The following is a 25803-nucleotide window of genomic DNA, read 5'->3' as shown; positions in this document are numbered from 1 at the left end:
AAGCTAATCCTCCGGCGGCGAAAGGGTTGTTTAGATTGAGTGACAGCGAACCGCAATTCCTTGACATGAAATCGGTTGCCGGCGCGATGCCGCGCCGCATCGCCTATCGCATCGATCCGGCTCCGGACGGGGGAACGGGGCTGTTTTGGCTATCGGGATACAAGTCCGACATGGCGAGCACCAAGGCCACGGAGCTTGCGGTTTTTGCCGAGGCCAACGGCTATGGCTGCGCGCGCTTCGACTATTCGGGGCATGGGGTGTCCGGCGGCGCTTTCCTCGACGGCACCATCGGCGCTTGGCTGGACGAGGCGGAGGCCGTGTTCCGGCTCACTTCGGGCCGCCAGATCGTCATCGGCTCCAGCATGGGCGGCTACATCGCGCTGCTTCTGCTGCGGCGGCTGATGCGGGCAACTCCCGAGGAGGCAAAGCGCATTGCCGGGCTGGTGCTGATCGCGCCCGCCTGGGACATGACCGAAGAGCTGATGTGGAAGCAGTTCGATGCGCGGGCGCGGCAGGAGATGGCGGAGACCGGCGTGTACCGTCAACCTTCCGAATACGGAGCGCCTTACGAGATTACGCGTGCCCTGATCGAGGAGGGGCGCAATCACCTTATGGCAAATGAACCGTTCGATCCCGGACGCCCCGTCGTCATCCTGCAGGGGCGCCTGGATGCGGCCGTGCCGATCGGCCACGCGCGTTCTCTGATGAGCCTGTTGCAGGGGAATTGGGCCGAGATGGTGGAAATTCCGGACGGCGAGCATCGGCTGTCGCGGCCGGAGGATTTAGCGCTGCTTTTCAATAAAATCGGGCAGGTTGCACGGGACGCTAAGCCGCACAGCTAATGAGGCATCGACAGATGCGTCAGTCCGTGGAAAGCTGGTCCGTGCAGTTACAGAAAGGCGAGCTCCGCCATGACGCATTGGGGCTTTCGCGTTATCGCCATCACCGGATTGATGGCGTTGCTTCCGACCGGCGCTGCAATAGGCGCTGAGGACGGGACCAGTGTCGAGGTCGAAAGGCCGGCCGCGGTGCCGCAGCCTGAGCCGGACACGGGCTATCGCCCGCCTTGGGCAAATCCAAACGCCAAGCCGCCGATGCCTGGAATCGAGAATGATCCGACGCCTTTCAATCCGGCGGACGTTGATTCCAACTCCGACACACTCAACATCAATAATTTGAAGCAGTAGGCGGGCGCATGGCGCTTGGCGCCAGTGTGCGCCCGGCCCAGGGATGCAAACGACGGGACAGTTGCCACTTGAGAAATGCCGCTACTCTTTCAGCAGCTTGCGCCACATCAATTACCACCGATGCGCCATCGGACGACCATGAGTGGGCGCTTTGATTGCGCGTCGATACGTTGCGACCGAAGAACGGAGATAACTATGGAAAGACCTCTGCAGATCGCATTCAAAAACGTGGAAAGCTCGGCTTCTATGGAAGCGCTGATCCGCGATCGGGCCAAGCGGCTGCAGCGCTTTTACCCAAACATAACGGGCGCGCGCGTCGTCGTCGAAATTCCGCATCGCAGTCCGGAAGGGGCAAAACCGCCGCTCGCCATTGCAGTTGAGGTCGATATTCCGGGGCGCGGTCCGGTTGTGGCCAAGGGTGAGGAGGAGCGGCGCCAGGTGAACGGCGACCATTCGCCGATCGTCAATCGCGTGTTCGAGGCCGCGGAGCGCCAGCTCGAGCAGATCAGCGCGATCCGCAAGGGCGAGGTGAAAGTGCACGGGGCGGCGGGCGATACCGGCGTCGTGGTGCGCATCTTCCCGGACCAGAACTATGGGTTTGTGGAGGTGAAGGACTCGCCGGATCTCTATTTTTCCCGCGAAGTCTGCGGAAACGGCTCGTTCGAGAACATCAAGATAGGCTCGCTCGTGCATGTGACGCGGGCGGTGTCGGAGGGTCCGATGGGGCCTCAGGCGAGCTCGGTCAAACTGCTGGGCGGCAGCAGCCCTTCATGATGTTGCGAACATGCATCCGTCGTCTTTCCCCGGCATGGTAAGGAGGTATCGGGACTAGGGGAGGACAAGATGCTGCATACTGCGCCCCGGCACCGGCTCGAGGATGATCTCGCAGCCGTGGGAGAGATCGCAGTGCGGCCAGCGACCACTGCAAAGGAGCTGGCCGCCAATCTCAACGATCTTTACGAGGCCACGTTCAACGTCAGCTTCGATCGCTACGATGTGCAGACGCTGGCGCGGCTCGCCCCGGATATCGCGCAGTCGATCTTTGCGCTGCGGCTGAAGTTGCGCGATCAGATCGCCGATTGGCACGCGCGCGGGTTCATGACGCTGCAGGGGCAGAAGGCGCTGCGCAATGCGCTGCGGATCGCGCGCTACGCAACCGACATGCTGGGCGAATTGAACATCCGCTATGCGCACCTGGGGCCGGACGAGGCGACGCTGCGCGGGTTCACCGGCCACAACATCAATACGCTGGTCAATCCGGCGTACGACACTGGACAAGACATAGAATTCCGCTCGGGTGATGTGCTGTTGATGCGCGGCATGCATCACAACAGCGCTGCCATCGCGCGCATCGGCGACGTCGACAGCCAGTTCAGCCACCTCGCGATCATCCACACCGATGCCAACGGAAAGCATTGGGTGGTGGAAGCACTGATCGAAGACGGCGCGGTGATCAATCCGCTCAGCGACACGCTGCAGCATGGTCTCGGCAGGTGCGTGCTGTTCCGGCACCGCGACGCGCAACTTGCAGCGCGGGCAGCGGCACTGATCCATGAGCTCGTGCGGCACTCCAATGAAAAGGACAGCCGGCACATCTGGTACGACTTCACGATGGAGCTGTCCGGCAACAAGGAGCTGTTCTGCTCCAAGCTGGTGCGCAAGGCCTACGCACTCGCCAGCGACCGCGCGTTCATGCTGCCGACATTCACGACGCGCTTCGACATGAAGAACCGCGATTTCGTGGAGCGGATCGGCGTGACGGCGCGCGAAACGTTCGCACCCGCCGACATTGAGCTGGAGCCGGCATTCGATCTTGTTGCCGAGTGGCAGGACTATCGCGTGACCTCACGCCTGAGGCTGCAGGATCTGCTAATGGACCGGCTGTTCCTATGGATGGACGAGCACGGATATCGGTTCCGCGAAGACTTGCCGATCAAGCTGATCGGCTATCTCGGCCAGCTTTCGGGGCAGCTGTCGTCCCGGGCGAAGGAACTCATGGCCGACGTGGTGCCGAAGGTGCCGCCGAACATGCAGCGCGCGACCATTCAGGCGGTTGCCATGCTGCACAGGACGGCGGAGCCGTTGCTCGCAGAGCTGCTGGCGTTGGAGCGGCGCAGCATCGACCGCACGGGGCGGCCGCTGCATGCGCGTGAGGTGTACGAGTTCCTGGAAGCGAAACGTCAGGTCTCGCACGGGCGGATTGGTTATCTCAGCGGAGAAGCCTGAACCGTCGAGTTCCAGCTGCCCGCTCCGGCGGAGCGCGAGACAGGCAGGCCGTGATCGAGAGCGTACTCGATCAGTCGGCTTCCGGCTTTCTCCGCGACTTGCTCGGGGATGACCCAGGCGCGGTAGCCTTCGGTTTCGATGGGGCCGGAGCAGCTGAGCTGTCCGGCGGCAACGTCACACGAATAATCGGGTTCCACGGTGCGGATCTCGCGGCGGTCATGGCGCAGGAAGCCCATGTCCACCGGCTGAATGGTGGACAGCGGGGCGGGCAGCGTGACGCCGCGGAACACGCACGTCGTATGGTTGCGGCAGACGCCAGCATTGCGGCCGATGGTGTTGCCGGGTCCGAGCGCCTGAGCGCGGCGCAGAACGCTAGCCGGTCTGCCGGCGCCGTTGCTGACGTAGCAATCGTTGCCGACGCAAAGGACGGGGTTGGCGGTCATCTTGGATCCGGCGAAGCCGTGGCGGCGCGGCTGCATGACGACAAGTACGGTCACGCGCTGCGGATAACTGGGGCGTGCAGCGCGGGCGGGGGTTGCCTGCTCGATAAAGGGCGATGGTGCGGCCGTCGGTTCGGGTAGAGGGCCGCCGAGACTGTTGCGCGTAGCCTTGTTACGCTCGCGGGTTTCGCGAGCGATGCGGAATTTCTCGGCGATGCGCTGGGCCTCGGCTTCGCGCTGCGCTTCGAGGGCGCGGCGGGTTTCGGCTTCATTGGCTTCGGCCATGCGGCGCTGCTCGGCAAGGCGGTCTTCCTCGGCCTTGCGCTTGGCTTCGGCCTCGAGCGCCTGACGCTTCAGATCGACAACGCGTGCTTCTTCGGCTTGGCGCCTCTTTTCGGCTTCCTCGGCCCCGCGGCGGATTTCGGCGACGCGGGCCTCCTCGGCCTTGCGCTTCTGCTCGGCGACGCGGGCAGCTTCTGCCTTGCGCGCAGCCTCGGCTTTTGCTTCGGCGATGCGGCGCTCATCAGCGATTTGGCGTTCCTCGGCAAGACGCTTTGCCTCGACTTCGCGCGTCAGGCGTTCAGCTTCGGCACGGCGTGCCTCTTCCTGGCGACGTTCCTGTTCCAGCTGTTGCTGGCGCGCTTGGGTAGCCATTTGCTCAGCCTGTGCGCGGGCAGCCTGCTGCTCGGCTTCGAGCTCGGCTTTGAGGCGTGCCTTGTCGGCCGCGTGACGAAGCTCGGCCTCGGCCTGGGCACGGCGTAGCATCTCGGCCTCGTCGGCGGCGCGCTGCGCCTCGGCGGCTGCCTTGCGTTTTGCGGCTTCCGCCTTGCGGCGTGCTTCGGTCTGGCGCGCTTCCTCAGCGCGTTCGCCGTCGTCGGCGGCCTGGGAGAATTTCTGTGCAAGTGCGTGTGCAGCGTCGTCAGCGGCCAAAGCATTTTGCGTGCTCAAGGCACAGCTCATCAGTGTCGCGGCACACAGCATCCCGCGACGGAGGCAACTCGTTGCCGACCGCATAGCATCCTCGCCAATTACGTCCGATGGAGCCGGTGCTCCCCTCAGTCGTGCCTAGAGCACGACCTAATTCCGCCAATAAAGCGGGCGGCGGTTGAACGGAGGCTGAACGGACTGTGGATAGAGAATCAGCGGCCAGACAGCTCGGCGAGGATGGCGCGCAGACCTTCGCGGTAAGTGGGAAATTTCAGTGTGACGCCAAGCTCTTGGTGGAGGCGCGCATTGCTGGCGCGCTTGTTGTCGGCATAGAAGCTGCGCGCCATGGGAGAAAGTTGCGCGTCGGCGTAGGGGACTTCGGGAGGTGGTGCAACTCCCAATAGCTCGGCCGCATAGGTGACGACATCCTGCGGCGGCGCGGGCTCGTCGTCGGTTACATTGTAGACTTGGCTCATGGTGGGGCCGACCATGGCCGCGCACACCGTGCGCGCGATGTCGTCGACGTGGATGCGGTTGAATACCTGGTCCGGCTTGATGATGCGATGAGCGGTGCCCTCGCGCAGCTTGTCGATGGCGCTGCGGCCTACACCATAGATGCCGGCGAGGCGGAAAATCTGCGTTGGCACATTGAGTGTTTGGCCGAGTGCGAGCCAACTGGCTTCGGCGGCAACGCGCTGGCGTCCGCGCACCGAAGTCGCGTCGGTTGCGGAGGTCTCATCGACCCAGCCGCCATTGCGGTCGCCATAGACGCCGATGGTCGACAGGTAACCGATCCATTGCAGCGATGCGGCGCGGCGCAGATCATCGCCGTGATGGCGGAGAACAGGATCGTCGTCGCCGGGGGGAGCGGAGACCAGCACGTGGGTCGATCCAGCCAATGCGTCGGTGATGGCTGGATTCGGCGCCTGGCCATCGAAAACGAAGCTTTGATAGCCCGATGCCGATATCGCGTCGGCGCCCTTTTGTGTGCGCGCGGTGCCGCCGACTTGCCAACCTTCGGAGGCGAGCGTGCGGGCGATGCGGGCGGCGCTGTAGCCGAGGCCGAAGCAGAATAGCCTGCTCATAGCGGTACTGTTGTTTGCCATTCGGCACGCACATCGTTGTCGCCTTCGCGCGCGAGGTGCCTGTGCCGGAGTGTGTCGCCGACGTCGTCGGCGGTGAGCTGGCGCATCGCCCACACGGCCATAGCGCGGACCAGAGGCGAAGCGTCGGCGAGCAGTGGCTCTATGCGGGGCAGAAGCGCCTGATCGCGCGCGTTGCCTGCGGCGATCAACACGTTGCGCAGGAAGCGGTCGCGGCCGGTGCGCTTGATGGGTGTGCCGGCGAAGCGCAGGCGAAAGGCTGCATCGTCGAGCATGAGAAGTTCGGCGAGCGGGGGATTGTCGGTTTCAGCGCGTGCTGCGAAACGCGCTTCGCGCGCGCGCTCCGCGAACTTGTTCCATGGGCACACGGCGAGGCAATCGTCGCAGCCGAACACGCGATTGCCCATGGCGCGGCGGAACTCGGCGGGGATGTGCCCTTTGTGCTCGATCGACAGGTAGGCGAGGCAGCGGCGGGCATCGAGCTGGTAGGGCGCGGGGAACGCCGACGTTGGACAAACGTCGAGGCAGCGGCGGCAGCTGCCGCAGTGATCGGGCTCGCTTTCGTCGGGAGGCAGATCAGCAGTCGTGAAGATGGCGCCAAGAAACAGCCAGGTGCCGTGCTCGCGCGAGACGAGCATGGTGCTCTTGCCCTGCCAGCCCAGACCCGCGGCGGCGGCGAGCGGCTTTTCCATCACCGGGGCCGTATCGACGAAGACTTTGACGTCAACACCGCCCTGTTGCGCGAGGTATGCCGCGAGCTGCTTCAGCTTGCCCTTGAGGATGTCGTGGTAGTCCTTGCCGCGCGCGTAAACGGAAATGACGCCACGCTCCGAATGATCGAGTGCGGCGAGCGGGTTTTCATCGGGCGCGTAGCTCATGCCGAGCATGATGATCGAGCGCACATCGGGCCACAGACGCGCCGGGCTCTGACGGCGTTCGGCGTGCGCTTCCATCCAGCCCATGTCGCCGTGACGGCCTTCGGCGAGGAACTCGGCGAGCCGGGTGCCGGCAGCAGCGACCGCATCGGGCGTCGTGACGCGCACGGCGTCGAAGCCGAGCTCGCTGGCTCGCCGATTGATCAGCTGTTTGAGTTCCACGCTCACGCGACGTCCATCAAGTCCATCAGAAATCGAGATCGGCATAGTGCGCCGTGGGGAGAGCGCCGGGAACGCGGTCGGCCAGCAGCGAGCGGAACGAGCGCCGCGATTTGAGGCGTGCGTACCACGTCTTGGCGACGGGATGCTCCTCCCATGGCACTTCACCCAGATAGTCGGCGACGGAAACATGCGCGGCTGCGGCGAGATCGGCGATGGAAAGTTCCTCGCCGGCCAGCCAGCGCCGGTTGTCCGCCAGATAGCTGACATAGCTCATATGGTAGCGCAGGTTGGCACGTACAGCGCGCAGGAAGTCGACGTCCGGCGCGCTGGCGGCCTCGGGCTGCAAGCGAGTGTAAACCCTTTGCTGCAAAAGTTCCTGCACGACCTCGCGATTGAACTTGCCGTTGAACCAGTCGGCCAGACGGCGGATTTCGGCCCGCTGGATGCGGTCGCCGGGGAGGATCTGGATTGGTGGCTCGTCCTCGCTTTCGGCGGCGGGTGCTTCGGCCAGGTATTCGGAGATGGCGTAGATGCCGCAAAGGGGGGGCGTGCCGTCCAACTGCAGGACAGGCAACTCGCCCGCGGGATTGAGTGCCAGAAATTCGGGGCGCCACTCCCAGGGGCGCTCCTCCACCAGATCAACCTCGACGCCGAGCTCCGCCAGGGCCAAGCGCGCGGTGCGCGAATAGGGGCAGAGCCGGAAGTGGGTCAGTGTTGGCATTGCTCAGCGTGGCCTATCGTCATTGCTGGGGCGCAAACGGGTCGTAGGGGGTGACAGCGAATATGACAATCGTCGCATGTGGCGCGGAAGTGGCACCGGGCCCGACTAAATCCTGCTAATCGTGCGCTCCGCACAGCCCCTCAGACAAATCACGAGGCCTGAATGCCGATCTGGGAAGTGATTCTGCTTGGCCTCATCGAGGGCTTGACCGAGTTTTTGCCCGTCTCGTCGACCGGGCACCTCTTGCTGACTGAACACTTCCTGGGCGTGTGCAATCCGGGCAAGACGTTCGAAGTTCTCATTCAGCTCGGCGCCATCCTCGCCATTCTCAGCGTCTATTCGGTGAAGCTGACGCGTGTGGCGATGGCCATTCCCTATGATCCATCGGCGCGGCGCTTCGTATTTGGCGTGTTCCTGGCATTCCTGCCGGCGGCGGTGATCGGCGTTCTAGCGCATGGCTTCATCAAGAGCGTGCTGTTCGAGACGCCAATGCTGATCGCCGTAATGCTGATCGTGGGCGGAGTCGTTCTGCTTGCTGTCGATCGTATGCATCTACCGGTTCGCTACACCAACGCGATGGATTTTCCGCTGTCGCTGGCCTTCAAGATCGGTGTCATTCAGTGCTTCGCGATGATCCCGGGTGTGTCGCGGTCGGGATCGACGATTGTCGGCGCGATGCTATTGGGAACGGATAAACGCTCGGCGGCGGAGTTCTCGTTCTTTCTTGCCATGCCGACGATGATCGGTGCGTTCAGCTACGACCTCTACAAGAACTGGTCAGTGCTGCAGCCGAGCGATGTGTTCAATATCGTTCTCGGCTTCATCACTGCGTTCATTGCGGCCGTGTTCGTCGTGCGGCACCTGCTCAATTATGTGAACCGCCACGGCTTTGCGCTGTTCGGATGGTGGCGCATCATCGTCGGCGGCGTGGCGCTGGGAGCGATGCTGGTGCTCGGGCAATCCAACGATTGCCCGGCACTTCCTTGAGGCGCACCGGATACGTCCGGATATCAGTGCTAGGCTGCGTGCGAAGGCAGCGGGTGCGTCAGCGCCGAGCGCAGTGCTGCGGTGTCCTTGGCGGTGCGCAGGGCATCGAGCACTGACGGCTCGCGCACCACGCGCGAAATGCTGGCTAGCGCTTTCAGATGATCGCCGCCGGCGTGGTCAGGGGCCAGCAGCAAGAAAAGAAGATCGACCGGTTCGTTGTCGTGCGATTCGTAGTCGATCGGCTCTTCGAGGCGTGCAAACAAGCAGAAGATGCTGCGCAGGCCGTGCAGTTTGACATGAGGAACGGCGACGCCGCGGCCGAGCCCGGTGGAGCCGAGGCGCTCGCGCTGCAGCAGCGTGTTGAAGATCTCGTGCTGGTCGAGACCGGTTCGCTCAGCGGCGATGGTCGCCAGCTCCTGAAGCGCGTGTTTCTTGCTCGTTGCCTTAAGCGACGCAATGATGCCGTCGGAAGCCAGCAGGTCGCAGAGATCCATCTTAAAATCCTGTTCCAACCTGATGCGAGTGATGGTCGTCAGCGAGGCTCGAAGAACCTGCGCAGCGACGACCCGCCAGTCTCGCAATTCTACCTATACGATCGTGCCCCCGCACGTACCCTCTGCCGGCGCAGCCGCGCTATCCCCTGGGTAAGTGCCTTGGTGTGCTGAGAAACCAAAAAGATGGCACTGCCAAGGTCGACTGCACAGGAAACCGGCAGCTCACTCTAGCAACGCGCTGAATTCGGCTTTGGTTCACAGGAGCTTAGCCTCTTGTAACGCCGCTGCCGCGCGCTGTTCCGGGAAAATGTCCTCCAGCTTGTGTCCGTTCGGGGGATATCCCCCTCGCATAGAGGTGCAAGAACGAGGCCATGCCCGGTTATGCATGCGAGTTACAGCGGGGGGTCGGTTGTGCATTGGCTCACCTGCGCCATGCGCGGGTGCCTATAGAGCAGTCGGGAGGTGCACACAAGCCCTCCGGAAGGCGTGGTCAGGTGACGGGCCCGACGCGCTCGGTCAGGCGCTTGTCGCGGCGACGCTGTACGGATGAGGGAATGCGCATCGCTTCGCGGTACTTGGCGACGGTGCGGCGCGCGATGTCGATGCCGTCGCTCTTGAGCTTCTCGACGATCTTGTCATCGGAGAGCACGGTTGCGGGTGTTTCGCCGTCGATCATCTGCTTGATGCGATGGCGGACGGCTTCGGAGGAATGCGACTCGCCGTCGTCGGCGGAAGCGATGGCTGAGGTGAAAAAGTACTTCAGTTCAAAGATGCCGCGCGGTGTCGCCATGTACTTGTTGGAGGTGACGCGCGAGACGGTGGATTCGTGCATCGAGATGGCGTCGGCCACGGTGCGCAGGTTCAGCGGTCGCAGATACTGCACGCCGTGCGTGAAGAACGCATCCTGCTGGCGCACGATCTCTTCGGAGACGCGCAGGATGGTGCGAGCGCGCTGATCGAGACTCTTCACCAGCCAGTTGGCGGTCTGCAGGCATTCGAGAAGATAATTACGATCCGACGCCGAGCCGGCCGCTTGCGAAACGGTGGTGAGGTACGTGCGGTTGACGAGCACGCGCGGGAGCGTCTCGCTGTTCAACTCGATGATCCACGAGCCGTTAGGAGAGGCGCGCACGAGGACGTCGGGCACGATGGGCTGAAGCTGGACGGAGCCGAACTTGAGGCCGGGCTTGGGATTGAGCTTCTTGATCTCGGCGATCATCTCGAGAAGCTCGTCCATTTCGACGCCGACGGCCTTGCGCAGAGCCGCCAAGTTGTGGCTGGCAAGGATGTGCAGGTTATCGAGCAGCTTTGCGACGATGGGGTCGAATCGGTTCTGCTCTTTGAGCTGCAACGCGAGGCATTCGGCTAGCGAGCGCGCGCATACGCCGGGCGGATCGAGTGTCTGCAGGGAGGCGAGGACTTTCTCGACAAGTTCGAGCGGCGCACCGAGCTTCTCGGCGATCGAGGCAAGGTCGGCGCCGGGCAGATAGCCGGCTTCGTCCACCATATCGACGAGGTACTGGCCGATCAGGCGTTCGGCGGGCTCGCTGAGGACGAGCGGTACCTGCTCGCTCAGGTGCTCACGCAGGGAGACGTCGTTGGTGAGGTAGGCCTCGATGTTGACGTCGTCACCGCTGACAGCTCCGCGCTGGCGCAGCGAGGCCCAGCCCGAAGCGTCAGCGCCTCCGGCGGTGTCGGTGGCGCTGCTGTCGGGATATACGTTCTCGTATTCGGTATCGAATGTTGCCTCAGGGTCGGCCACCGGCTTTTCGAGGTCGACCCAGTCGCTTTCGCCATTGGGTGCCGGCTCGTCGTTCTTGCCGAATTCGGGCGCGTCGGTTTCTGCGCGCACGGGAACTTCGCTCGCGCCGTCGTCGGGCTCGAGCAGCGGATTTCGCTCGAGCTCGGACTCGACGTACTGGGTGAGCTCGATGTTCGATAGCTGAAGCAGACGGATGGCCTGCTGCAGTTGGGGTGTCATCACCAACTGCTGGCCTTGTCTCAGCTCTAGCTTTGTCGAAAGCGCCATGCGCCCGCCCGGTTTCCTCTTGCGCGGAGTTCCGTCTACTCAGCGCTCGTTAACAAACATGTCTCCCAGGTACACACGGCGCACGTCGTCGTTCGCTATGATTTCCTCAGGCTTACCTTGGGTTAGGACCTGTCCGTCATAGATGATGTAGGCGCGGTCTATCATGCCGAGCGTTTCACGCACGTTATGGTCGGTGATGAGAACGCCGATCCCACGCTCGGTCAAGTGGCGGACAAGCTCCTGGATATCCCCGACGGCAATCGGGTCGATGCCGGCGAATGGCTCGTCCAGCAGCATGAAGGATGGACCGGACGCCAGTGCGCGGGCGATTTCGCAGCGGCGCCGCTCGCCACCCGAAAGGGCGATCGAGGGAGACTTGCGCAGTCGTGTGATGCGGAATTCTTCGAGCAGGCTGTCGAGCTTTTCCTTGCGCTTCTTCTTTGATGGCTCGACGATCTCGAGCACGGCCATGATGTTCTGCTCGACGGTGAGGCCGCGGAAGATCGAGGCCTCCTGAGGAAGGTAGCCGATGCCTAGGCGGGCGCGCCGATACATCGGCAGACGCGTGACATCCATGCCGTCAATGGTGATGTTGCCGGCGTCGGCGGGCACCAGCCCGGTGATCATGTAGAATACGGTGGTCTTGCCGGCGCCGTTGGGGCCAAGCAATCCGACGGACTCTCCACGCCGCACGGCGAGGCTGACGCCGCGGACGACCTTGCGCTTCTTATAGCTCTTTTGGATGTGATCGGCCGTCAGCCAGCCCTCGGCGCCGAGCTGCTCGGCGCTGCCCCCCAACGCTGCCTGGCCGGCCTGGGCGTAGCCATCCTCTCCCCACTCGCCGTAGGCGTCGGCAGGGGATGGTTTGGAGCCGAAGGAAAGGATTTTAAGCACGTCCAGAGAACCTCACGTGGCCCTCGAGGGGCGCCTGACCATGGTGCGCCGATCACCGGCCCTGTCAATCGGGCGTATTGGCCGCGATCTGGGCGTCAGTTGGAGGAATCGGTCGACCAGCCCCCGCCGGGGACTTCGGCTCCGGTAGCACCCGCGGAGGGCTTCTTTTCGGCAGGCTTTCGCTCGCGAGGGTAAAAAATTGCGCTGGGGCGCGAAGGGGTGGTTTGCCGTCCCTTAGATGCTTGGGACGACGGACCATTTTCGCTCGCCGTGGCCGACCAGGGGCCGTTGTTGGCGCTGTCGATGATGCTCTCGCCGCTAACCATGTCGATGGTGAGCTTGGTTCCACGTACCACGTTCTTGCCCTGGGTCAGGATGACGTCGCCGCCGAGTACGACCAGGTTCTTTTTCACATCGTAGTCGGCCCAGTCGCCGGTGGCGTTCTGGCCGTTCTTGGAGGTGACGATGACCTTGCCGCGTGCTTCGATGCGGTTGATCTGCGCGGCCTGCTTCTGTGCGGGCGATGCCTGCTCTTCGGCGAGACCTGCGGAGCCAGAGTAGAACGTGCGCAGCTCGGATGTGCGTACGACAAAGTCTCCTTGGACGACGCGGACGTCGCCCTTGAAGACGGCGCGCTTTGCCTGGTCGTCAACGTCGAGGCGCACGGCGTCGATGTCGATAGGCGCGGTCGGGTCGGTCTTGAACACGGGCGCCTGACCGAGCAAACCACCGGCGGCCTGCTTGGCTGCTTGCGTGGCGGCAACTTTGACCTGATCTGTGCTCTGGTCGGTACGGAAGAAGCGCGCGGAAATGCGTCCCGGCTGCGTCGGGCTGGCACCGGGCGAGGTCAACTGCGTACGGCCCGTTGCGCGCTCGACATAGAGGCGCTCGCCCTCGAGCTTGTTGCGACTCTGCTTAACGATGACGTCGCCAGTGAGGAGGATGGTGTCTGCCGTCTGATCGACGACGGCTTTGGCTGCGGTGGCGCTGCGGTCAGTGCCAGATGCCATGTGCACATCGCCGGCGACGACGGCGACCTGTTTGGCGGCGTCGTAGTCGAGGCTGTCGCCGGTGACGCGATCTTGCGGGGCGCGCGTCATGACGACGGGGTCGGTCGAGACGATGCGCTTGATCTTGCTGCCGGCGCCGGGCAGAGCGGCATCGTCCGTGTTGCCGCCCTCGTAGAAGACCTGTAGTGCCGCGGTTTCGATCGCGGCTTCTCCCTGCACGGCGCGCACGTTGCCAGTGAAGGTTGCGGTCTTGCCGGTGTCGTCGATGTCGAGGCGCTTAGCGGTGACGTCGATCGGCCCGCTGCCGCCGCCAATGAGCGGTGCGGCTGCAGTTTTCTCAGCCTGTTTGTCTGCCGCTGCCGGGTCAGTCTTCGGTGTCAGATGGGCGTCGACGTTGCCGACAAAGGCGATCTCGCGGGTTTTGTTGAGCAGGCGCATCTCGTTGGAGCGGATGGTGCCGGACGGCATTTCGACAAGCACCGGCTCCTTGGAGAAGATGATGTTGTCCTTGGTGAGGATGGTTGCGCTCGATAGCTTCGCTTTGAGGCCGCTCTCGGCGACGATGTCGATGCCGCCGGACAGCAATAGTTCGTTGGTCTTGGTGTTGAAGTCACCCTGCACGGCTTTGAGATTGGTCTTCGATTTCTTGGCGTCGGTGAGGTCGCCGTTGATGCCGTTGAGGCGGATGTGCTCGGTGTTGACGAGATCCTGGATGGCCGTGTCGGCAATCACGACATACTTGCCGCCATCTTTGTTGAACCCTTCGTAACGCGGGTTATCCATCGTCAGGTTGTCGGGGATGATGCGCGGCAGCTCGACGTGCGGAATGCCATCGACGAGGCCCGCTGTTTCGAGCACCATCACGAGATAAAGGGCGAGCACGGCGCAAGCGCCGCTCGGCAGCAGGAAACGCAATGCGCGGACGAAGCGCGTGTGCCGTCGCGCGCGCACGAAATTGCGTGCACGGTTGGTGGCAGTGGTGCCCACCGTCCATGACTGGCCGGGGGCGAGGTTGGTCGTCGTTGCCATGCGCCCGATCAAAGCTGGCGGCTTCAGCCGCTGCCCGTAAATGTGCGTGAATTGGGGTTATATTGGGACTGTGGCCAAGGGCCCCATGCGTGGCGCGGGCGCCCGCGGGGGATAACTCAGTGGGCGAATATATCGATCTCGCCGAAACCGGCCAAGTCCAGCTTGGCACGCGTGCCGAGGAAGCCGAAAGCGGCCTCGGCGAACTGGGTGCGGCCGTCGCGCTCCAACATGGCGTCGAGCTTGGCTTTCACGGTGTGGAGGTGGAGCACGTCTGACGCCGCATAGGCCAGTTGCTGCTGGGAGAGTTCGGTCGCGGCCCAGTCAGAGCTTTGTTGCTGCTTCGACAGCTCGACGCCGGCCAGTTCGGAGACGAGGTCCTTGAGGCCGTGGCGGTCGGTATAGGTGCGCACGAGTTTGGAGGCGATCTTGGTGCAGTAGATCGGCGCGGTGACGAGGCCGAGATACTTTTCGAGGACCGCGATATCGAAGCGGGCGTAGTGGAAGATCTTCAGGACGGCGGGGTCGGTGAGCAGCGCTTTGAGATTAGGGGCGGAATAGTCTTTGCCGTCGAACTGGACGAGGTGGGCGGTGCCGTCACCGGCGGACAGCTGAACGACGCACAGGCGGTCGCGATTGGGATTGAGGCCGAGTGTTTCGGTGTCGACGGCGACGCTGGGGCCGAACGACAGCCCGGCTGGCAGGTCGTTCTTGTGAAGAGTGATCGCGGTCTTAGCCATCGAATGTCTGCCCTCGGCGGAGTGGTGGCTGCAAAGGGGCAGCCGTCCATTTTCGGCGTAAAAGCTTTCGGTCCGGTTGACCTATCGATTTCTCGCCCGAAGGCAAGTGCTGCGGGTGGCAGATGCATCTTTTGCGCGGCTGGCACCTATCAGCAAGTTTGCTCTGCTCCTTAATCGCGCCAATACCTACCGGTCAGGATTCCGGCGACTTCTGGGGGCCGCACTGCGACACTGGGGCGAGCAGATAAGGAGCCTCCAGACGTGGTCAGCTTTAGAAGCATCAGCATCGCCGCCTTTGCCTCCCTGGCCTGTTTAGGACAGCCGGCCCTAGCGCAGTCGCAGGATTTCGATGCCCTGTTCCTTGGCGGCTACTGGTGCAACACGCGCACTGACGTCAAGACTGAGAACATTCCGCGCAACCGCAGCTTCCTGCTCAGCCGAAAGGTCGAGGAGGGAAGCACCTCCGAGGCGGCATTCACTGAGCGCCTGATCGACATCACCGGCGATGTGCGCGGGCAGCGAATCATTCTGGCGCAGAAGCTGAAGAACTCCGATGGCACGGAGTGCAAGACGAATTGCATAATCGCCGAGCGGGTGGTGAACCGGGATCTGCTCGAAATCGGCGATTGGAATTCCAACACGGCGGTGTTCAAATCGAACTCGCCGCGCGAGTATCTGCATCGGTGCGAGAAATAATGATGGTCGTTCGCTCGCCTCGATCTTGCAGACACGATTGAAAATCAGTCTCTTGACGAGATAGCGTCATTTCGAGTCTATAAGGCAATCTGCGCATAAGCGTGCGCGACACTTCGGGCAGTCGGGGGACTCTCGTGGCTGGTCGGATTTTCTCTTATTGGTCGGGACCGGTAACGTGGATGGAGCGGCTCAGCTGCGCATCTGCGGTTGCCGCTGGCCATGACGTCACCGTTTTTTCCTATAATCCAAACGAGCTGCGTGCGGCTGGCCTCGGCGTTCGCGTCGAGGACGCGCGAGATGTGCTCGATGCACCCGAGCTTAGCTGCATCAACCAGCGCGTGCCCGATCACTTCTCGGACTGGTTTCGGGTCGAGGGTCTAGCGCAGGGTCGCGGTATCTGGTTCGACCTCGATATGATCGTGCTTAAGCCGCTGGGGTCTGAGCGATACCTCATGTCCTGGGAGGTTTCAGGAGAGAGCATTTGCGGCGCTGTTCTGGGATTGCAGCCCGGGTGTCCGGTCCTGACCGATTATTTGGCATTCTGCCGCAAGCGACCCGTAACGTACGCTCCGCCTTGGTATCCCCTGCCGACGCGGCTTGGCATGCACTGGAAGCGCTTCGAGAAGTGGGTGCAGGGCAAGCCGCCGCCGCGGCTACTATACGGCCCTGCGGCGCTGACGCATTTCGTGCGTGCGAACGGCCATGTTGGCGATGTGCAGTCGAAAGACGTGTTCTTTCCGTTCGCGCCTGTGCGGCGTGACGACATTCGCATCTTTCACGATGGTCAGGCGGTTACGCAGTACTTCACGCCGCAAACGCGTGCCGTGCACCTCTGGCACAGCCTCTACAAACGCGTTGTCGGAATGGACACCCCACCACATGACAGTTGGCTGGGCGGTCTCGTAAGGGAATACGGCGTCACGCAACCGACCAGCCTGGCTGGCTGACGATCCCTTCCCTCTCTCTCCGGTAAGCGCGTGAGCAGTCCGGTCCACCTCGCGATGGACCGGAGCATTTGCATTCACTTCGAGATCTGATTGACGTCGCGGACGGCGCCGCGCGCGGCGTTGGTGGTGAGAGCAGCGTACGCGCGGAGTGCGGGCGAGACGTTGCGTTTGCGGCCGACCGGTTTCCAGGCCTCGGCGCCTCTTGCGATCATCGCCTCGCGCCGCTTCGCCAGGATGGCTTCATCGACTTCAAGGCTGATGACGCGGTTGGGGATGTCGATAAGAATCGGATCGTCGTTCTCGACGAGGCCGATGAGGCCGCCCTCAGCAGCCTCGGGCGACACGTGGCCGATGGAAAGGCCGGACGTTCCGCCCGAGAAGCGGCCGTCGGTGATCAGCGCGCATGCTTTGCCGAGGCCCTTCGATTTCAGGTAGCTGGTGGGATAGAGCATCTCCTGCATGCCGGGGCCGCCCTTGGGGCCTTCGTAGCGGATGATGACGACATCGCCGGCTTCCACCTTGCTACTGAGGATGGCAGTCACGGCGGCTTCCTGACTCTCGTAGACGCGAGCGCGGCCCTTGAAGACCAGGATCGATTCATCGACGCCGGCGGTTTTTACAATGCAGCCTTCGGGCGCAAGATTGCCGAACAGCACGGCAAGGCCGCCGTCCTTGGAGAACGGATGCTCGGCTGAACGGATGACGCCGCTCTTGCGGTCGGTGTCGAGCTCTTTCCAGCGCGCGGACTGACTGAACGCAACTTGGGTCGGGACGCCGCCCGGTGCGGCGCTGAAGAGCGTGCGTGCATCTTCGTTGTTGGTGCGGCCGATGTCCCAGCGAGAGAGCGCATCACCGAGCGTCGGCTCGTGCACAGTCGGCAGGCTGGCATCGATCAGGCCGGCGCGCTCCAGCTCGCCGAGGATCGACATGATACCCCCGGCGCGGTGTACGTCCTCCATGTGCACGTCGCTTTTCGACGGCGCGACTTTGCAAAGGCAGGGCACGCGGCGCGACAGGCGATCGATGTCTGCCATGGTGAAGTTCACCTCGCCTTCCTGCGCGGCGGCGAGAAGATGCAGCACCGTGTTGGTCGATCCGCCCATGGCGATATCGAGGCTCATCGCGTTCTCGAATGCGCCAAAGGTGGCGATGCCGCGCGGCGTGGCGGTGACGTCGTCATTCTCGTACCAGCGCTTGGCGAGGGCGACGATCTGGCGTCCGGCCTCGCGGAAGAGCTTTTCGCGGTCGGAATGCGTGGCGAGGACGGAGCCGTTGCCGGGCAGTGCCAGGCCAAGCGCTTCGGTGAGGCAGTTCATCGAGTTGGCAGTGAACATGCCGGAGCACGAGCCGCACGTCGGGCAGGCGGAGCGCTCCACGGCATCGACTTCCTGGTCGGTGTAGTGCTCGTCCGCGGCCATCACCATGGCATCGACGAGATCGAGCGCGCGCTCTTTTCCTTTCACGGCGACCTTGCCGGCTTCCATCGGGCCGCCGGAGACGAAGATGGTCGGGATGTTGAGACGCAGAGACGCCATCAGCATGCCGGGCGTGATCTTGTCGCAATTGGAGATGCAGACGAGCGCATCGGCGCAATGGGCGTTGACCATGTACTCGACGCTGTCGGCGATCAACTCGCGGCTCGGCAGCGAATAGAGCATGCCGTCGTGGCCCATGGCGATGCCGTCGTCGACGGCGATGGTGTTGAACTCCTTGGCAACGCCGCCAGCCGCCGCGATCTCGCCAGCGACGAGCTGGCCGAGGTCTTTCAGGTGCACGTGCCCGGGCACGAACTGGGTGAAGCTGTTGGCGATGGCGATGATGGGCTTGCCGAAGTCTTCGCCCTTCATCCCGGTGGCGCGCCAGAGGGCCCTGGCGCCGGCCATGTTGCGCCCATGAGTACTTGTTCTGGAACGATAAACTGGCATTTCAGGCTCCCGACGGCTTTTGGCAAGGCACGTTAGCGCCCTCTACAGCTATTGAGAAATATATTATTAAGCGCTGATAAGGTCGCAGAGGATATGAGTGTTGGACACCCGGCAGCTCAGACACTTCGTTGCGGTGGCCGAAACCCTGCACTTCGGCAGGGCGGCGGAACGCCTGCACATGACGCAGCCACCGCTCAGCCAGTCGATCATCGCGCTGGAGCGCGAGCTGGGTAAGCCTCTCTTCGCACGCACGAAGCGGAGTGTCACGTTGACGCCGTTCGGCGCGCTGTGGCTGGGGTACGTGCGGAAGGCGCTGAGCGGCGTCGATGCGTTGCCGGAAACTGCGCGCCGCCTTGGCGCGGGCGAAGTGGGGCGGCTGGAGATCTCGTTCGTCAGCACGGCCGACTACAGCATCCTGCCGGTGCTGGTGCGCCGCTACGCCTCGCTCTATCCGGAGGTGGAAATTGCGCTGACGGAAGCGACGAGTGACGTTCAGATTGCCTCGCTGCTCGATGGGAACGGCCATGTCGGCATCATCATTCAGCCGCCGGGCGCGGTCCTTCCCGAATCGCTCGCACACAGCAAGCTCGTCACGGAGCCACTGGTCGCAGCGGTGCCGGAGGTCTGGCTCGATGAAGGCCGCATCGCACTGCGCAAGGGGAGGCTGCCGCCTGGCTCAGTCATCGACGGGCCGCTCGTTCTTTTTCCACGACGCGTGGCGCCGGCTTTTTATGATCTCGTAATGGACTATTGCATCTCGCGCGGTGGAAGCGGCCGCGTCGCGCAAGAAGCCATCCAGATGCAGACGATCATCAGTCTTGTCTCAGCGGGGATGGGCATTGCCCTGGTGCCGGCGTCGTTGCGCAATCTGGCAAGGACGGGCGTTCGCTACGTGGACCTCGAAGGGGATGCGCCGCAGCTCGATACGGTGATGGTCTGGCGGCGTAAGGATGCGACGCCCGTGCTGGAGCGGTTTTTAGATGTGACAGGCGCGGCGGTGCAGCCGCAGGGTTCGCCAGCGCGTCGGGAACAGTAAATTGTCAGATGAAAGTACCGGGATACCGAGGCGGACGGCTGCTCGGGGTCACCCGGCCGGGAAATGCGCAGGTTTGTGGTCTGTTTGGATGGTGCCCAGAAGAGGACTCGAACCTCCACGCCTCGCGGCGCTGCTACCTGAAAGCAGTGCGTCTACCAATTCCGCCATCTGGGCACGGAGGCGATCAGTTAGAGAGCGTTGGGCCGCTTGTCAATTCTTCCTCGTGCGGCCGCGCGCATCCTTCACAGGGAAGGCGTCCCTCGTGTATCGGTAGGGGCACTGCGGCCCTAAGCGGCGGGCCGGTTTTCAGGAGGCATCTGGGATGGCGGATCGGCTCGACGACCGGGGACTGGCGGCGGTTTTCGGCGGCTCCGGGTTCGTGGGTAGGTATGCGGTCACGGCGCTGGCAAAACAGGGCTGGCGGGTGCGGGCGGCCGAGCGGAGGCCCGACCTTGCCGGATTCCTGCAGACGGCCGGTTTTGTGGGCCAGGTGGCCCCGGTGCAGGCCAACGTGCGCTTTCCAGATTCGGTGGCCCGGGCCGTTGCCGGCGCCAAGCTGGTCGTCAATGCCGTGGGCGTGCTGAGCAGCAGCGGGGCGCAGACATTCAAGGCTGTGCACGTGGATGGGCCGCGGGCCATCGCCAGGGCGGCGCGTGAGGCCGGTGCCACGAAGCTCGTACATATCTCGGCGATTGGCGCCGATGCCCATGGCAGCTCGCGGTATGCGCGCACCAAGGCCGAGGGCGAGGCTGCGGTGCTCGAAGAGTTTCCCGACGCCATCATCATTCGGCCGTCGGTGGTGTTCGGTCCGGAGGACGAATTCTTCAACCGGTTCGCGGCGATGGCGCGGATGTCGCCGCTGCTGCCGCTGATCGGGGGCGGGCGGACGCTGTTCCAGCCGGTGTTCGTCGGAGATCTGGGGGCGGCGGTCGCCAACATCGCCGATGGAGCCGGTAAGCCCGGTACAATCTATGAAGCGGGGGGCCCCGAGGTGCTGTCGTTCCGCGAGTTGCTGGACCTGACGCAGCAGTGGAGCGGGCGTGACCGCGGCTATCTGCGCATGCCGTTCTGGATGGCCAAGCTGCAGGCCCTGCTCACTTGGCCGCTACCGAATGCGCTGCGTCCGGTCACCTACGATCAGATTCTGCTGCTGCAGAAGGACAACGTCGTCAGCGACGCGGCAAAGAGCGAGAAGCGCACTCTCGCCGAGCTAGGGATCCCGGCACCACATGGCATCGGTGCGATCGTGCCGGCGTACCTCGAGCGGTTCCAGGCGCGCGGCCAGTTCGCGAGCTATCGGACTTGATTGTTTGGTGACACGAGTGGTTAGGGGCGTTGCTTGCGGATGGTGTCGCGCAAGTTGAGAGCCGCGCCATACGGCGCGGGTCTTCTTGCGCTGCCGATTCACGCCCTCGCTGATAGGCGCTCGGGCGATCGGAGCGCAGGCGCCTTGCCGCCTGGCGGCGGCCAAGAGTTCGGTTTGCTGACTTGCCGCCGAGTGCGGTCAAGAGTGGACTGACACAAAAAAGGCTCCGGTGGGTGCCGGAGCCTTGCAATCAGAGCTTGCGAAGTGCACTCGCCGTCAGTGGACGCTGGCGATCTCGAGATCGTCATCGATGGCGTGTCCGACAGCTGCCTGGCGCGTATCGGTCAGTGCCAGGGGCGTGCCGTCGGCTGAATGCAACGAGAACAGGTTGATCCCCTTCGGCAGACCTTCGATGGCCGGGAACATGCGGCTGGCCTCTTCCGAGGTGAGGATCTTGATGTAGGCGACAGCGCCGTCGCCGAGCGTTGCCAGCTCGTGCTCGGTCATGACGCTGCGAGATGCCAAGGTCTTATCGAATTCGGTCATGACGCAACTCCCTTCTCGTTGCCGGGCCCTGCTCCTGCCGAGCCAAATCGGAGTTGGAGCTCTCGGCACCCGGAGTAGTACGCGCCCACTGGCAGAACGCACAGTGGGGCCAGTCCTTTTCATATGCAACGCTGAGGCACGCTAATTTCTGTCGCGTATCTCGATCGTGCGTACCAGCCGTTCAGGTTCCAGGCGCTTCAGGTCAATGGAAAGAAGCCCATCGGCCAGATCGGCGGATTTTACCTCGATTCCCTCGGCAAGGACGAATGTGCGCGTGAATTGGCGCGCCGCGATGCCGCGATGGAGGTAGTTTTTAGTCTTTTCCTCGACCTGCCGGCCGCGCACGATGAGCTGGTTATCCGTCAGCGTGATCTCGAGCTGGTCTCGGGTGAAGCCGGCGACGGCCAGAGTGATTCGCAGGGTCTCGGACTCGCCGTTCAACGGCTCGATGCGCTCGATATTGTAGGGGGGGTAGCCATCGCCTGCGCCCTTGGTGACGCGATCAATCTGGCGCTCGATCTCCTCAAAACCTAGGAGCAGCGGGCTGGAAAGCATAGAAATCCGTGACATCGAACGACGGTCCTTCCCTAAGCGACCTTCAATGTAACGCGGAGCCTCTTAACTCTGAGGCCTCCACCGGTCCGGCCTCAATCTGAGCGCCGGTTAACGAGAGAACATATGGGCGACAGAGGGGGAGCGTTCAAGCGGGTCGGAGGCCCACCCAGAGACCCGTTCTGGGCTCAGGAGATGAACACGATGTCATTTGACATGAGGGGGCCGAGCCCGAAGATGACGGCAGGATCACTAACTCGCCGGGGCGCGTGAAGCTTCGGTTCAGCGCCTGACCTACTCGTCCAGGATCAACCCGGGGTTTTATCGATGCTCAAGCTCGGCGCAAGCCGTCTGGCACCCTATGTAATGGCCATGCTCATGCTCGCAACCGCACCTCACTCCGCTTCCGCCGAACCACGTGCCACCGAGTTCAAGCTTTCCAACGGTATGGATGTGGTGGTCATTCCCGATCATCGCGCCCCGGTCGTTACGCACATGGTCTGGTACAAGGTCGGGGCAGCCGATGAGCCGCACGGCGTTTCGGGCATTGCGCACTTCCTCGAGCATCTGATGTTCAAGTCGACCGACAAGATCGCGGTCGGCGAGTTTTCGAAGATCATTTCCCGCCTTGGTGGCCAGGACAACGCCTTCACCGGGCAGGATGTGACCGCGTATCACCAGCGCATCTCCAAGGATCAGCTCAAGACGCTGATGGAGATGGAAGCCGATCGCATGACGCATCTGCGTCTGACCACCGACGAAGTTGCGACCGAGCGGCAAGTGATCATCGAGGAGCGGCGCTCGCGCATCGACAACAATCCGACGGCGCGGCTCGACGAGCAGATGAATGCCGCCCTGTACCTGTCGCATCCCTATGGCGTGCCGGTGATCGGCTGGGCGCACGAGATGGCGAAGCTGTCGCGTGACGATGCGCTGCGCTTCTACAAGCGCTACTATGCGCCCAACAACGCGATCTTAGTCGTTGCTGGCGATGTGACGCCGGAAGAGGTGAAGCGCCTGGCCGAAGAGACCTACGGCAAGCTTCCCGCCAATCCGGAAGTCGAGACCCGTGCGCGTCCACAAGAACCGCCGCATATCGCGCCGCGCCGCATCACGCTGAAGGATCCGCGCGCGGGTAATGCTTCGTTCCATCGCTACTACATCGCGCCGAGCTACGTCACGGCAAAGCCGGGCGATGCCGAGGCGCTCGACCTGCTGATGAAGATTCTTGCCGATGGCTCGACCAGCCGCCTCTATCGCAAGCTCGTCGTCGACGACAAGCTCGCAGCAACGACCGGCGGCGACTATTCGGGCGCCAGCCTCGATAGCGGTGCGATCTCCCTTTATGCGGTTGCCAGCAACGGCGACCTGAAAGCGGTCGAGGATGATGTCGATGCGGTGCTGAACGAGGTGCGCAAGAATGGCGTCACCGAACTCGAACTCGAGCGCGCAAAGAAGGCGCTCGCCGCCAGCTACATCTACAGCAGTGACAATCAGGCGAGCCTGGCGCGGCGCTATGGCTGGTCGGTCGCGATCGGACGCACCATCGATCAGGTCGAGGATTGGCCGGCTGCCATCGCCAAGGTGACGCCGGCGGACGTGAAACGCGTGGCGAACGAGTATCTCGACGCGCACACCTCCGTGACCGGATGGCTGCTGCCTGAGGCTGATGACAGCAACGGTGCCGGCGAGCAGGTTTCCCAGCCTGTCGTGCACACGCGCTCCTGATCCCGCAATGCGAGGAGACTATGATATGGTCGCAGTCCGTTCCCTGCGCAGGTCGATGCATGCCGTTCTCGGACGGTTGAGCGTCGCTTCTCTGGCGGTTCTCTCCGTCGCCTTTCTCGCCACTTTGAGCACGACTGCAAACGCTATGAAAATTCAGACCGTGAAGAGCCCGGGCGGAATCGAAGCCTGGCTGGTGGAAGAGCATGCAGTGCCGATGATGGCGATGCGCTTCGCCTTCGATGGCGGCAGCTCCCAGGATCCAGACGGCAAAGAAGGTGTCGCCAACTTCGTGACGGCGATGTTGGACGAGGGTGCGGGCGACCTCAAATCTCGCGAGTTCCAGGAGCGCATGGAGGACCTCTCCATGCGCATGAACTACGAGGAGGCGAAGGACGCGTTCTACGGCAACTTCGAGACACTGACCGAAAATCGCGACGAGTCCGCCAAGCTTCTGAAACTGGCGCTGACCAAGCCGCGCTTCGACGACGACGCGGTGGAGCGTATCCGCCAGCAGCTGCTGGCTTCGCTCGCCTATGCCAAGCGCGATCCCGACAAGGTGGCGCAGAACGAGTGGTACGCCGTGGCGTTCGCCGGACATCCTTATGCGCGGCCGTCAAACGGCACCGAGGAGACCGTCGGTAAGATGACCGGCGCGGATCTCGAAGCCTATCGCAAGCGGGTGTTCGCGAAGGACAAGCTGAAGGTGGTTGCTGTCGGCGACATCACGCCGGAGCAGTTCGGCAAATTGCTCGATGAAGTGTTCGGCGATCTTCCCGCGAAGGCGGATCTGCTGCCAGTGGCGAACACCGATCCGGTGCACGGCGGGCGCCAGACGGTGGTCGACATGGATGTGCCGCAGTCAGTGGCGGTGTTCGGCCTCGGCGCCATGCCGCGCAAGGATCCGGACTTCATGGCGGCGTTCGTGCTCAACCAGATCATCGGCGGCGGCGGGTTTGCGTCGAAGCTGATGGAAGAAGTGCGCGAGAAGCGTGGGCTTGCCTATTCGGTCTACACCTACGTCTATCCCTATCAGCACACCTCGATCTTCTCGGGCGGCGTTGCCACGCGCAACGACATGATGGGCAAGTCGCTCGATATCATCCGCGAGGAATTGCAGAAGATGGCCAACGGCGAGCTCAGCCAGACTGACCTCGACAATGCCAAGAGCTATCTGATCGGTTCCTATCCGTTGCGCTTCGACACCAACGCGAAGATTGCCTCGCAGCTTCTCGGCCTGCGAATGGACGACTTCGGGCCGGAGTACGTCGACAACCGCAATGCGATGGTCGCGGCGGTGACGCTCGATGATCTGAAGCGCGTTGCCAAGCGGCTGCTCGACACGAATGACCTGATCGTCACCGTGGTCGGCAAGCCTGCCCTGCAGCAGGCGAAGAAGGGTTAGAGCTAGTTTTTTCCCGGTCTGAAGCAGGGAAGAGAACTCGATTGTGGCCGCTCGCGCAATGCGCTGGCGGCCACACTTGCTTACGGGCGCGATACTGGTTCAGCGGATCGGCTTCTTGGCGCGCTCGATGGCCTCGACGATGAGGCGGCGCGCCTCGCCTGAATCTCCCCAGTGATCGATCTTCACCCACTTGCTCGGCTCGAGGTCCTTGTAGTGGCCGAAGAAGTGCTCAATCTGCTGCACGCTGATCTGCGGCAGGTCGGTGTAGTTGGCGATTTTGTCGTAGCGCATGGTCAGCTTGCTGCTCGGCACGGCGATGATCTTCTCGTCTCCGCCGCCCTCATCCTGCATGACGAGGACGCCCACCGGTCGGCAGTTGATGACTGCGCCGGGAATGATTGCGCGCGTGTTGCAGACGAGAACGTCGATGGGGTCGCCGTCGGCCGACAGCGTGTGCGGCACGAACCCGTAGTTCCCGGGGTAGCGCATCGGCGTGTAGAGGAAGCGATCGACAAATAGCGTGCCCGAGGCCTTGTCGAGCTCGTATTTGATGGGCTCGCCGCCTACTGGCACCTCGATCACAACATTGATGTCGAGGGGCGGGTTCTTTCCGATCGGAATAGCGTCGAGCCGCATGTGGTCTCCAGGTTGGTGCAGGACTCTCCCCGCTTGGGGGCATTTGGCGCGGAGAAATGGACAAATTTCGCGTGTTTGGAAAGCTGCACACCGGTCGCATGCAGCTAAATGATGAGCCGGAGACGCCCCAACTCCCAGTTAGGGGCGG

At 63.0% G+C, this 25803-nt stretch carries 24 protein-coding genes and 1 tRNA gene; 11 read left to right on the top strand and 14 right to left on the bottom strand.

Annotation, left to right across the window (positions count from 1 at the left end; translation table 11 throughout):
• Window positions 1-65 precede the first annotated feature (65 nt).
• The 4 genes from ACP15D_RS08955 to ACP15D_RS08940 all read left to right on the top strand — a co-directional run bounded on the left by ACP15D_RS08955 (window position 66) and on the right by ACP15D_RS08940 (window position 3413).
• Complete coding sequence (locus ACP15D_RS08955; protein ID WP_424957181.1) at window positions 66-842, top strand: alpha/beta hydrolase; 777 nt, start codon at window positions 66-68, stop codon at window positions 840-842.
• Between the two features lie 69 nt (window positions 843-911).
• A complete protein-coding gene (locus ACP15D_RS08950) occupies window positions 912-1187 on the top strand; it encodes a hypothetical protein (RefSeq protein ID WP_424957180.1) in 276 nt (91 codons plus the stop codon).
• Window positions 1188-1382: 195 nt separating this feature from the next.
• Entirely contained in the window at window positions 1383-1961 is a 579-nt protein-coding gene (locus ACP15D_RS08945; RefSeq protein WP_424957179.1) for an HPF/RaiA family ribosome-associated protein, read from the top strand.
• A gap of 69 nt (window positions 1962-2030) precedes the next feature.
• Entirely contained in the window at window positions 2031-3413 is a 1383-nt protein-coding gene (locus tag ACP15D_RS08940; protein ID WP_424957178.1) for a YiiX/YebB-like N1pC/P60 family cysteine hydrolase, read from the top strand.
• Here ACP15D_RS08940 and ACP15D_RS08935 read toward each other — a convergent pair.
• From ACP15D_RS08935 to ACP15D_RS08920, 4 genes are all read right to left on the bottom strand, one after another.
• Window positions 3392-4801 carry a hypothetical protein gene (locus tag ACP15D_RS08935; RefSeq protein WP_424957177.1) on the bottom strand — a complete coding sequence of 470 codons (1410 nt, stop codon included), beginning with the start codon at window positions 4799-4801 and terminating at the stop codon, window positions 3392-3394. The genes ACP15D_RS08940 and ACP15D_RS08935 overlap by 22 nt on opposite strands.
• A 191-nt stretch (window positions 4802-4992) precedes the next feature.
• Entirely contained in the window at window positions 4993-5865 is an 873-nt protein-coding gene (locus ACP15D_RS08930) for an SDR family oxidoreductase (RefSeq protein WP_424957176.1), read from the bottom strand.
• On the bottom strand, window positions 5862-7025 hold the full coding sequence (queG, locus tag ACP15D_RS08925) for a tRNA epoxyqueuosine(34) reductase QueG (RefSeq protein ID WP_424957175.1): 1164 nt from the start codon (window positions 7023-7025) through the stop codon (window positions 5862-5864). The genes ACP15D_RS08930 and queG overlap by 4 nt, the downstream gene beginning before the upstream one ends.
• Window positions 7006-7701 (bottom strand): glutathione S-transferase family protein, encoded by a 696-nt coding sequence (locus ACP15D_RS08920; protein ID WP_424957174.1) that lies wholly within the window; start codon window positions 7699-7701, stop codon window positions 7006-7008. Before ACP15D_RS08920 ends, queG begins: the two co-directional genes overlap by 20 nt.
• A gap of 162 nt (window positions 7702-7863) precedes the next feature.
• Here ACP15D_RS08920 and ACP15D_RS08915 point away from each other — a divergent pair, with 162 nt between their 5' ends.
• The gene (locus tag ACP15D_RS08915) at window positions 7864-8688 is read left to right on the top strand and encodes an undecaprenyl-diphosphate phosphatase (protein WP_424957173.1); all 825 of its coding nucleotides are present in this window, start codon (window positions 7864-7866) and stop codon (window positions 8686-8688) included.
• A gap of 29 nt (window positions 8689-8717) precedes the next feature.
• Here ACP15D_RS08915 and ACP15D_RS08910 read toward each other — a convergent pair whose 3' ends face one another.
• The 5 genes from ACP15D_RS08910 to ACP15D_RS08890 all read right to left on the bottom strand — a co-directional run bounded on the left by ACP15D_RS08910 (window position 8718) and on the right by ACP15D_RS08890 (window position 14881).
• Window positions 8718-9182 (bottom strand): PTS sugar transporter subunit IIA, encoded by a 465-nt coding sequence (locus ACP15D_RS08910; protein ID WP_424957172.1) that lies wholly within the window; start codon window positions 9180-9182, stop codon window positions 8718-8720.
• A 490-nt stretch (window positions 9183-9672) separates the two neighbouring features.
• Window positions 9673-11211, bottom strand: a complete 1539-nt coding sequence (rpoN, locus tag ACP15D_RS08905; protein ID WP_424957171.1) for an RNA polymerase factor sigma-54 — start codon at window positions 11209-11211, stop codon at window positions 9673-9675.
• Window positions 11212-11250: 39 nt separating this feature from the next.
• The gene (gene lptB / locus ACP15D_RS08900) at window positions 11251-12096 is read right to left on the bottom strand and encodes an LPS export ABC transporter ATP-binding protein (protein WP_424959199.1); all 846 of its coding nucleotides are present in this window, start codon (window positions 12094-12096) and stop codon (window positions 11251-11253) included.
• 104 nt (window positions 12097-12200) lie between these two features.
• Window positions 12201-14144 (bottom strand): LPS export ABC transporter periplasmic protein LptC, encoded by a 1944-nt coding sequence (lptC, locus tag ACP15D_RS08895; RefSeq protein WP_424957170.1) that lies wholly within the window; start codon window positions 14142-14144, stop codon window positions 12201-12203.
• Between the two features lie 116 nt (window positions 14145-14260).
• Window positions 14261-14881, bottom strand: a complete 621-nt coding sequence (locus ACP15D_RS08890) for a ribonuclease D (protein WP_424957169.1) — start codon at window positions 14879-14881, stop codon at window positions 14261-14263.
• Between the two features lie 261 nt (window positions 14882-15142).
• On the opposite strand from ACP15D_RS08890, the gene ACP15D_RS08885 reads away from it, so the two are divergent.
• Both ACP15D_RS08885 and ACP15D_RS08880 read left to right on the top strand, forming a co-directional pair.
• The gene (locus ACP15D_RS08885) at window positions 15143-15577 is read left to right on the top strand and encodes a hypothetical protein (RefSeq protein ID WP_424957168.1); all 435 of its coding nucleotides are present in this window, start codon (window positions 15143-15145) and stop codon (window positions 15575-15577) included.
• Between the two features lie 134 nt (window positions 15578-15711).
• The gene (locus tag ACP15D_RS08880; RefSeq protein ID WP_424957167.1) at window positions 15712-16524 is read left to right on the top strand and encodes a hypothetical protein; all 813 of its coding nucleotides are present in this window, start codon (window positions 15712-15714) and stop codon (window positions 16522-16524) included.
• A gap of 74 nt (window positions 16525-16598) precedes the next feature.
• On the opposite strand, the gene ilvD is transcribed toward ACP15D_RS08880, so the two are convergent.
• On the bottom strand, window positions 16599-18449 hold the full coding sequence (ilvD, locus tag ACP15D_RS08875; RefSeq protein WP_424957166.1) for a dihydroxy-acid dehydratase: 1851 nt from the start codon (window positions 18447-18449) through the stop codon (window positions 16599-16601).
• Between the two features lie 100 nt (window positions 18450-18549).
• On the opposite strand from ilvD, the gene ACP15D_RS08870 reads away from it, so the two are divergent.
• Window positions 18550-19485, top strand: coding sequence for a LysR family transcriptional regulator (locus tag ACP15D_RS08870; RefSeq protein ID WP_424957165.1), 936 nt, complete (start codon window positions 18550-18552; stop codon window positions 19483-19485).
• Window positions 19486-19574: 89 nt separating this feature from the next.
• Here ACP15D_RS08870 and ACP15D_RS08865 read toward each other — a convergent pair.
• Window positions 19575-19659 (bottom strand) — tRNA-Leu (locus ACP15D_RS08865).
• Between the two features lie 148 nt (window positions 19660-19807).
• Here ACP15D_RS08865 and ACP15D_RS08860 point away from each other — a divergent pair.
• Window positions 19808-20791 (top strand): complex I NDUFA9 subunit family protein, encoded by a 984-nt coding sequence (locus ACP15D_RS08860; RefSeq protein WP_424957164.1) that lies wholly within the window; start codon window positions 19808-19810, stop codon window positions 20789-20791.
• 276 nt (window positions 20792-21067) lie between these two features.
• On the opposite strand, the gene ACP15D_RS08855 is transcribed toward ACP15D_RS08860, so the two are convergent.
• Entirely contained in the window at window positions 21068-21337 is a 270-nt protein-coding gene (locus tag ACP15D_RS08855; protein ID WP_072373199.1) for a DUF1150 family protein, read from the bottom strand.
• 141 nt (window positions 21338-21478) lie between these two features.
• Window positions 21479-21907 carry an Hsp20 family protein gene (locus ACP15D_RS08850; RefSeq protein ID WP_424957163.1) on the bottom strand — a complete coding sequence of 143 codons (429 nt, stop codon included), beginning with the start codon at window positions 21905-21907 and terminating at the stop codon, window positions 21479-21481.
• A gap of 309 nt (window positions 21908-22216) precedes the next feature.
• Between ACP15D_RS08850 and ACP15D_RS08845 the strand changes: the two genes are divergently transcribed.
• Window positions 22217-23617 carry a M16 family metallopeptidase gene (locus tag ACP15D_RS08845; RefSeq protein ID WP_424957162.1) on the top strand — a complete coding sequence of 467 codons (1401 nt, stop codon included), beginning with the start codon at window positions 22217-22219 and terminating at the stop codon, window positions 23615-23617.
• A 25-nt stretch (window positions 23618-23642) separates the two neighbouring features.
• Window positions 23643-25019, top strand: a complete 1377-nt coding sequence (locus ACP15D_RS08840) for a M16 family metallopeptidase (RefSeq protein WP_424957161.1) — start codon at window positions 23643-23645, stop codon at window positions 25017-25019.
• A 99-nt stretch (window positions 25020-25118) separates the two neighbouring features.
• Here ACP15D_RS08840 and ppa read toward each other — a convergent pair whose 3' ends face one another.
• Window positions 25119-25655, bottom strand: a complete 537-nt coding sequence (gene ppa, locus ACP15D_RS08835) for an inorganic diphosphatase (protein WP_424957160.1) — start codon at window positions 25653-25655, stop codon at window positions 25119-25121.
• Between the last annotated feature and the right edge of the window lie 148 nt (window positions 25656-25803).

The organism is Hyphomicrobium sp. 1Nfss2.1, from assembly GCF_965243865.1.
In the GTDB taxonomy this organism is placed as follows: Bacteria; Pseudomonadota; Alphaproteobacteria; order Rhizobiales; family Hyphomicrobiaceae; genus Hyphomicrobium_A.
Note: the sequence above shows the minus strand (reverse complement) of the source record. Positions and strands in the feature narration are given on the sequence as shown.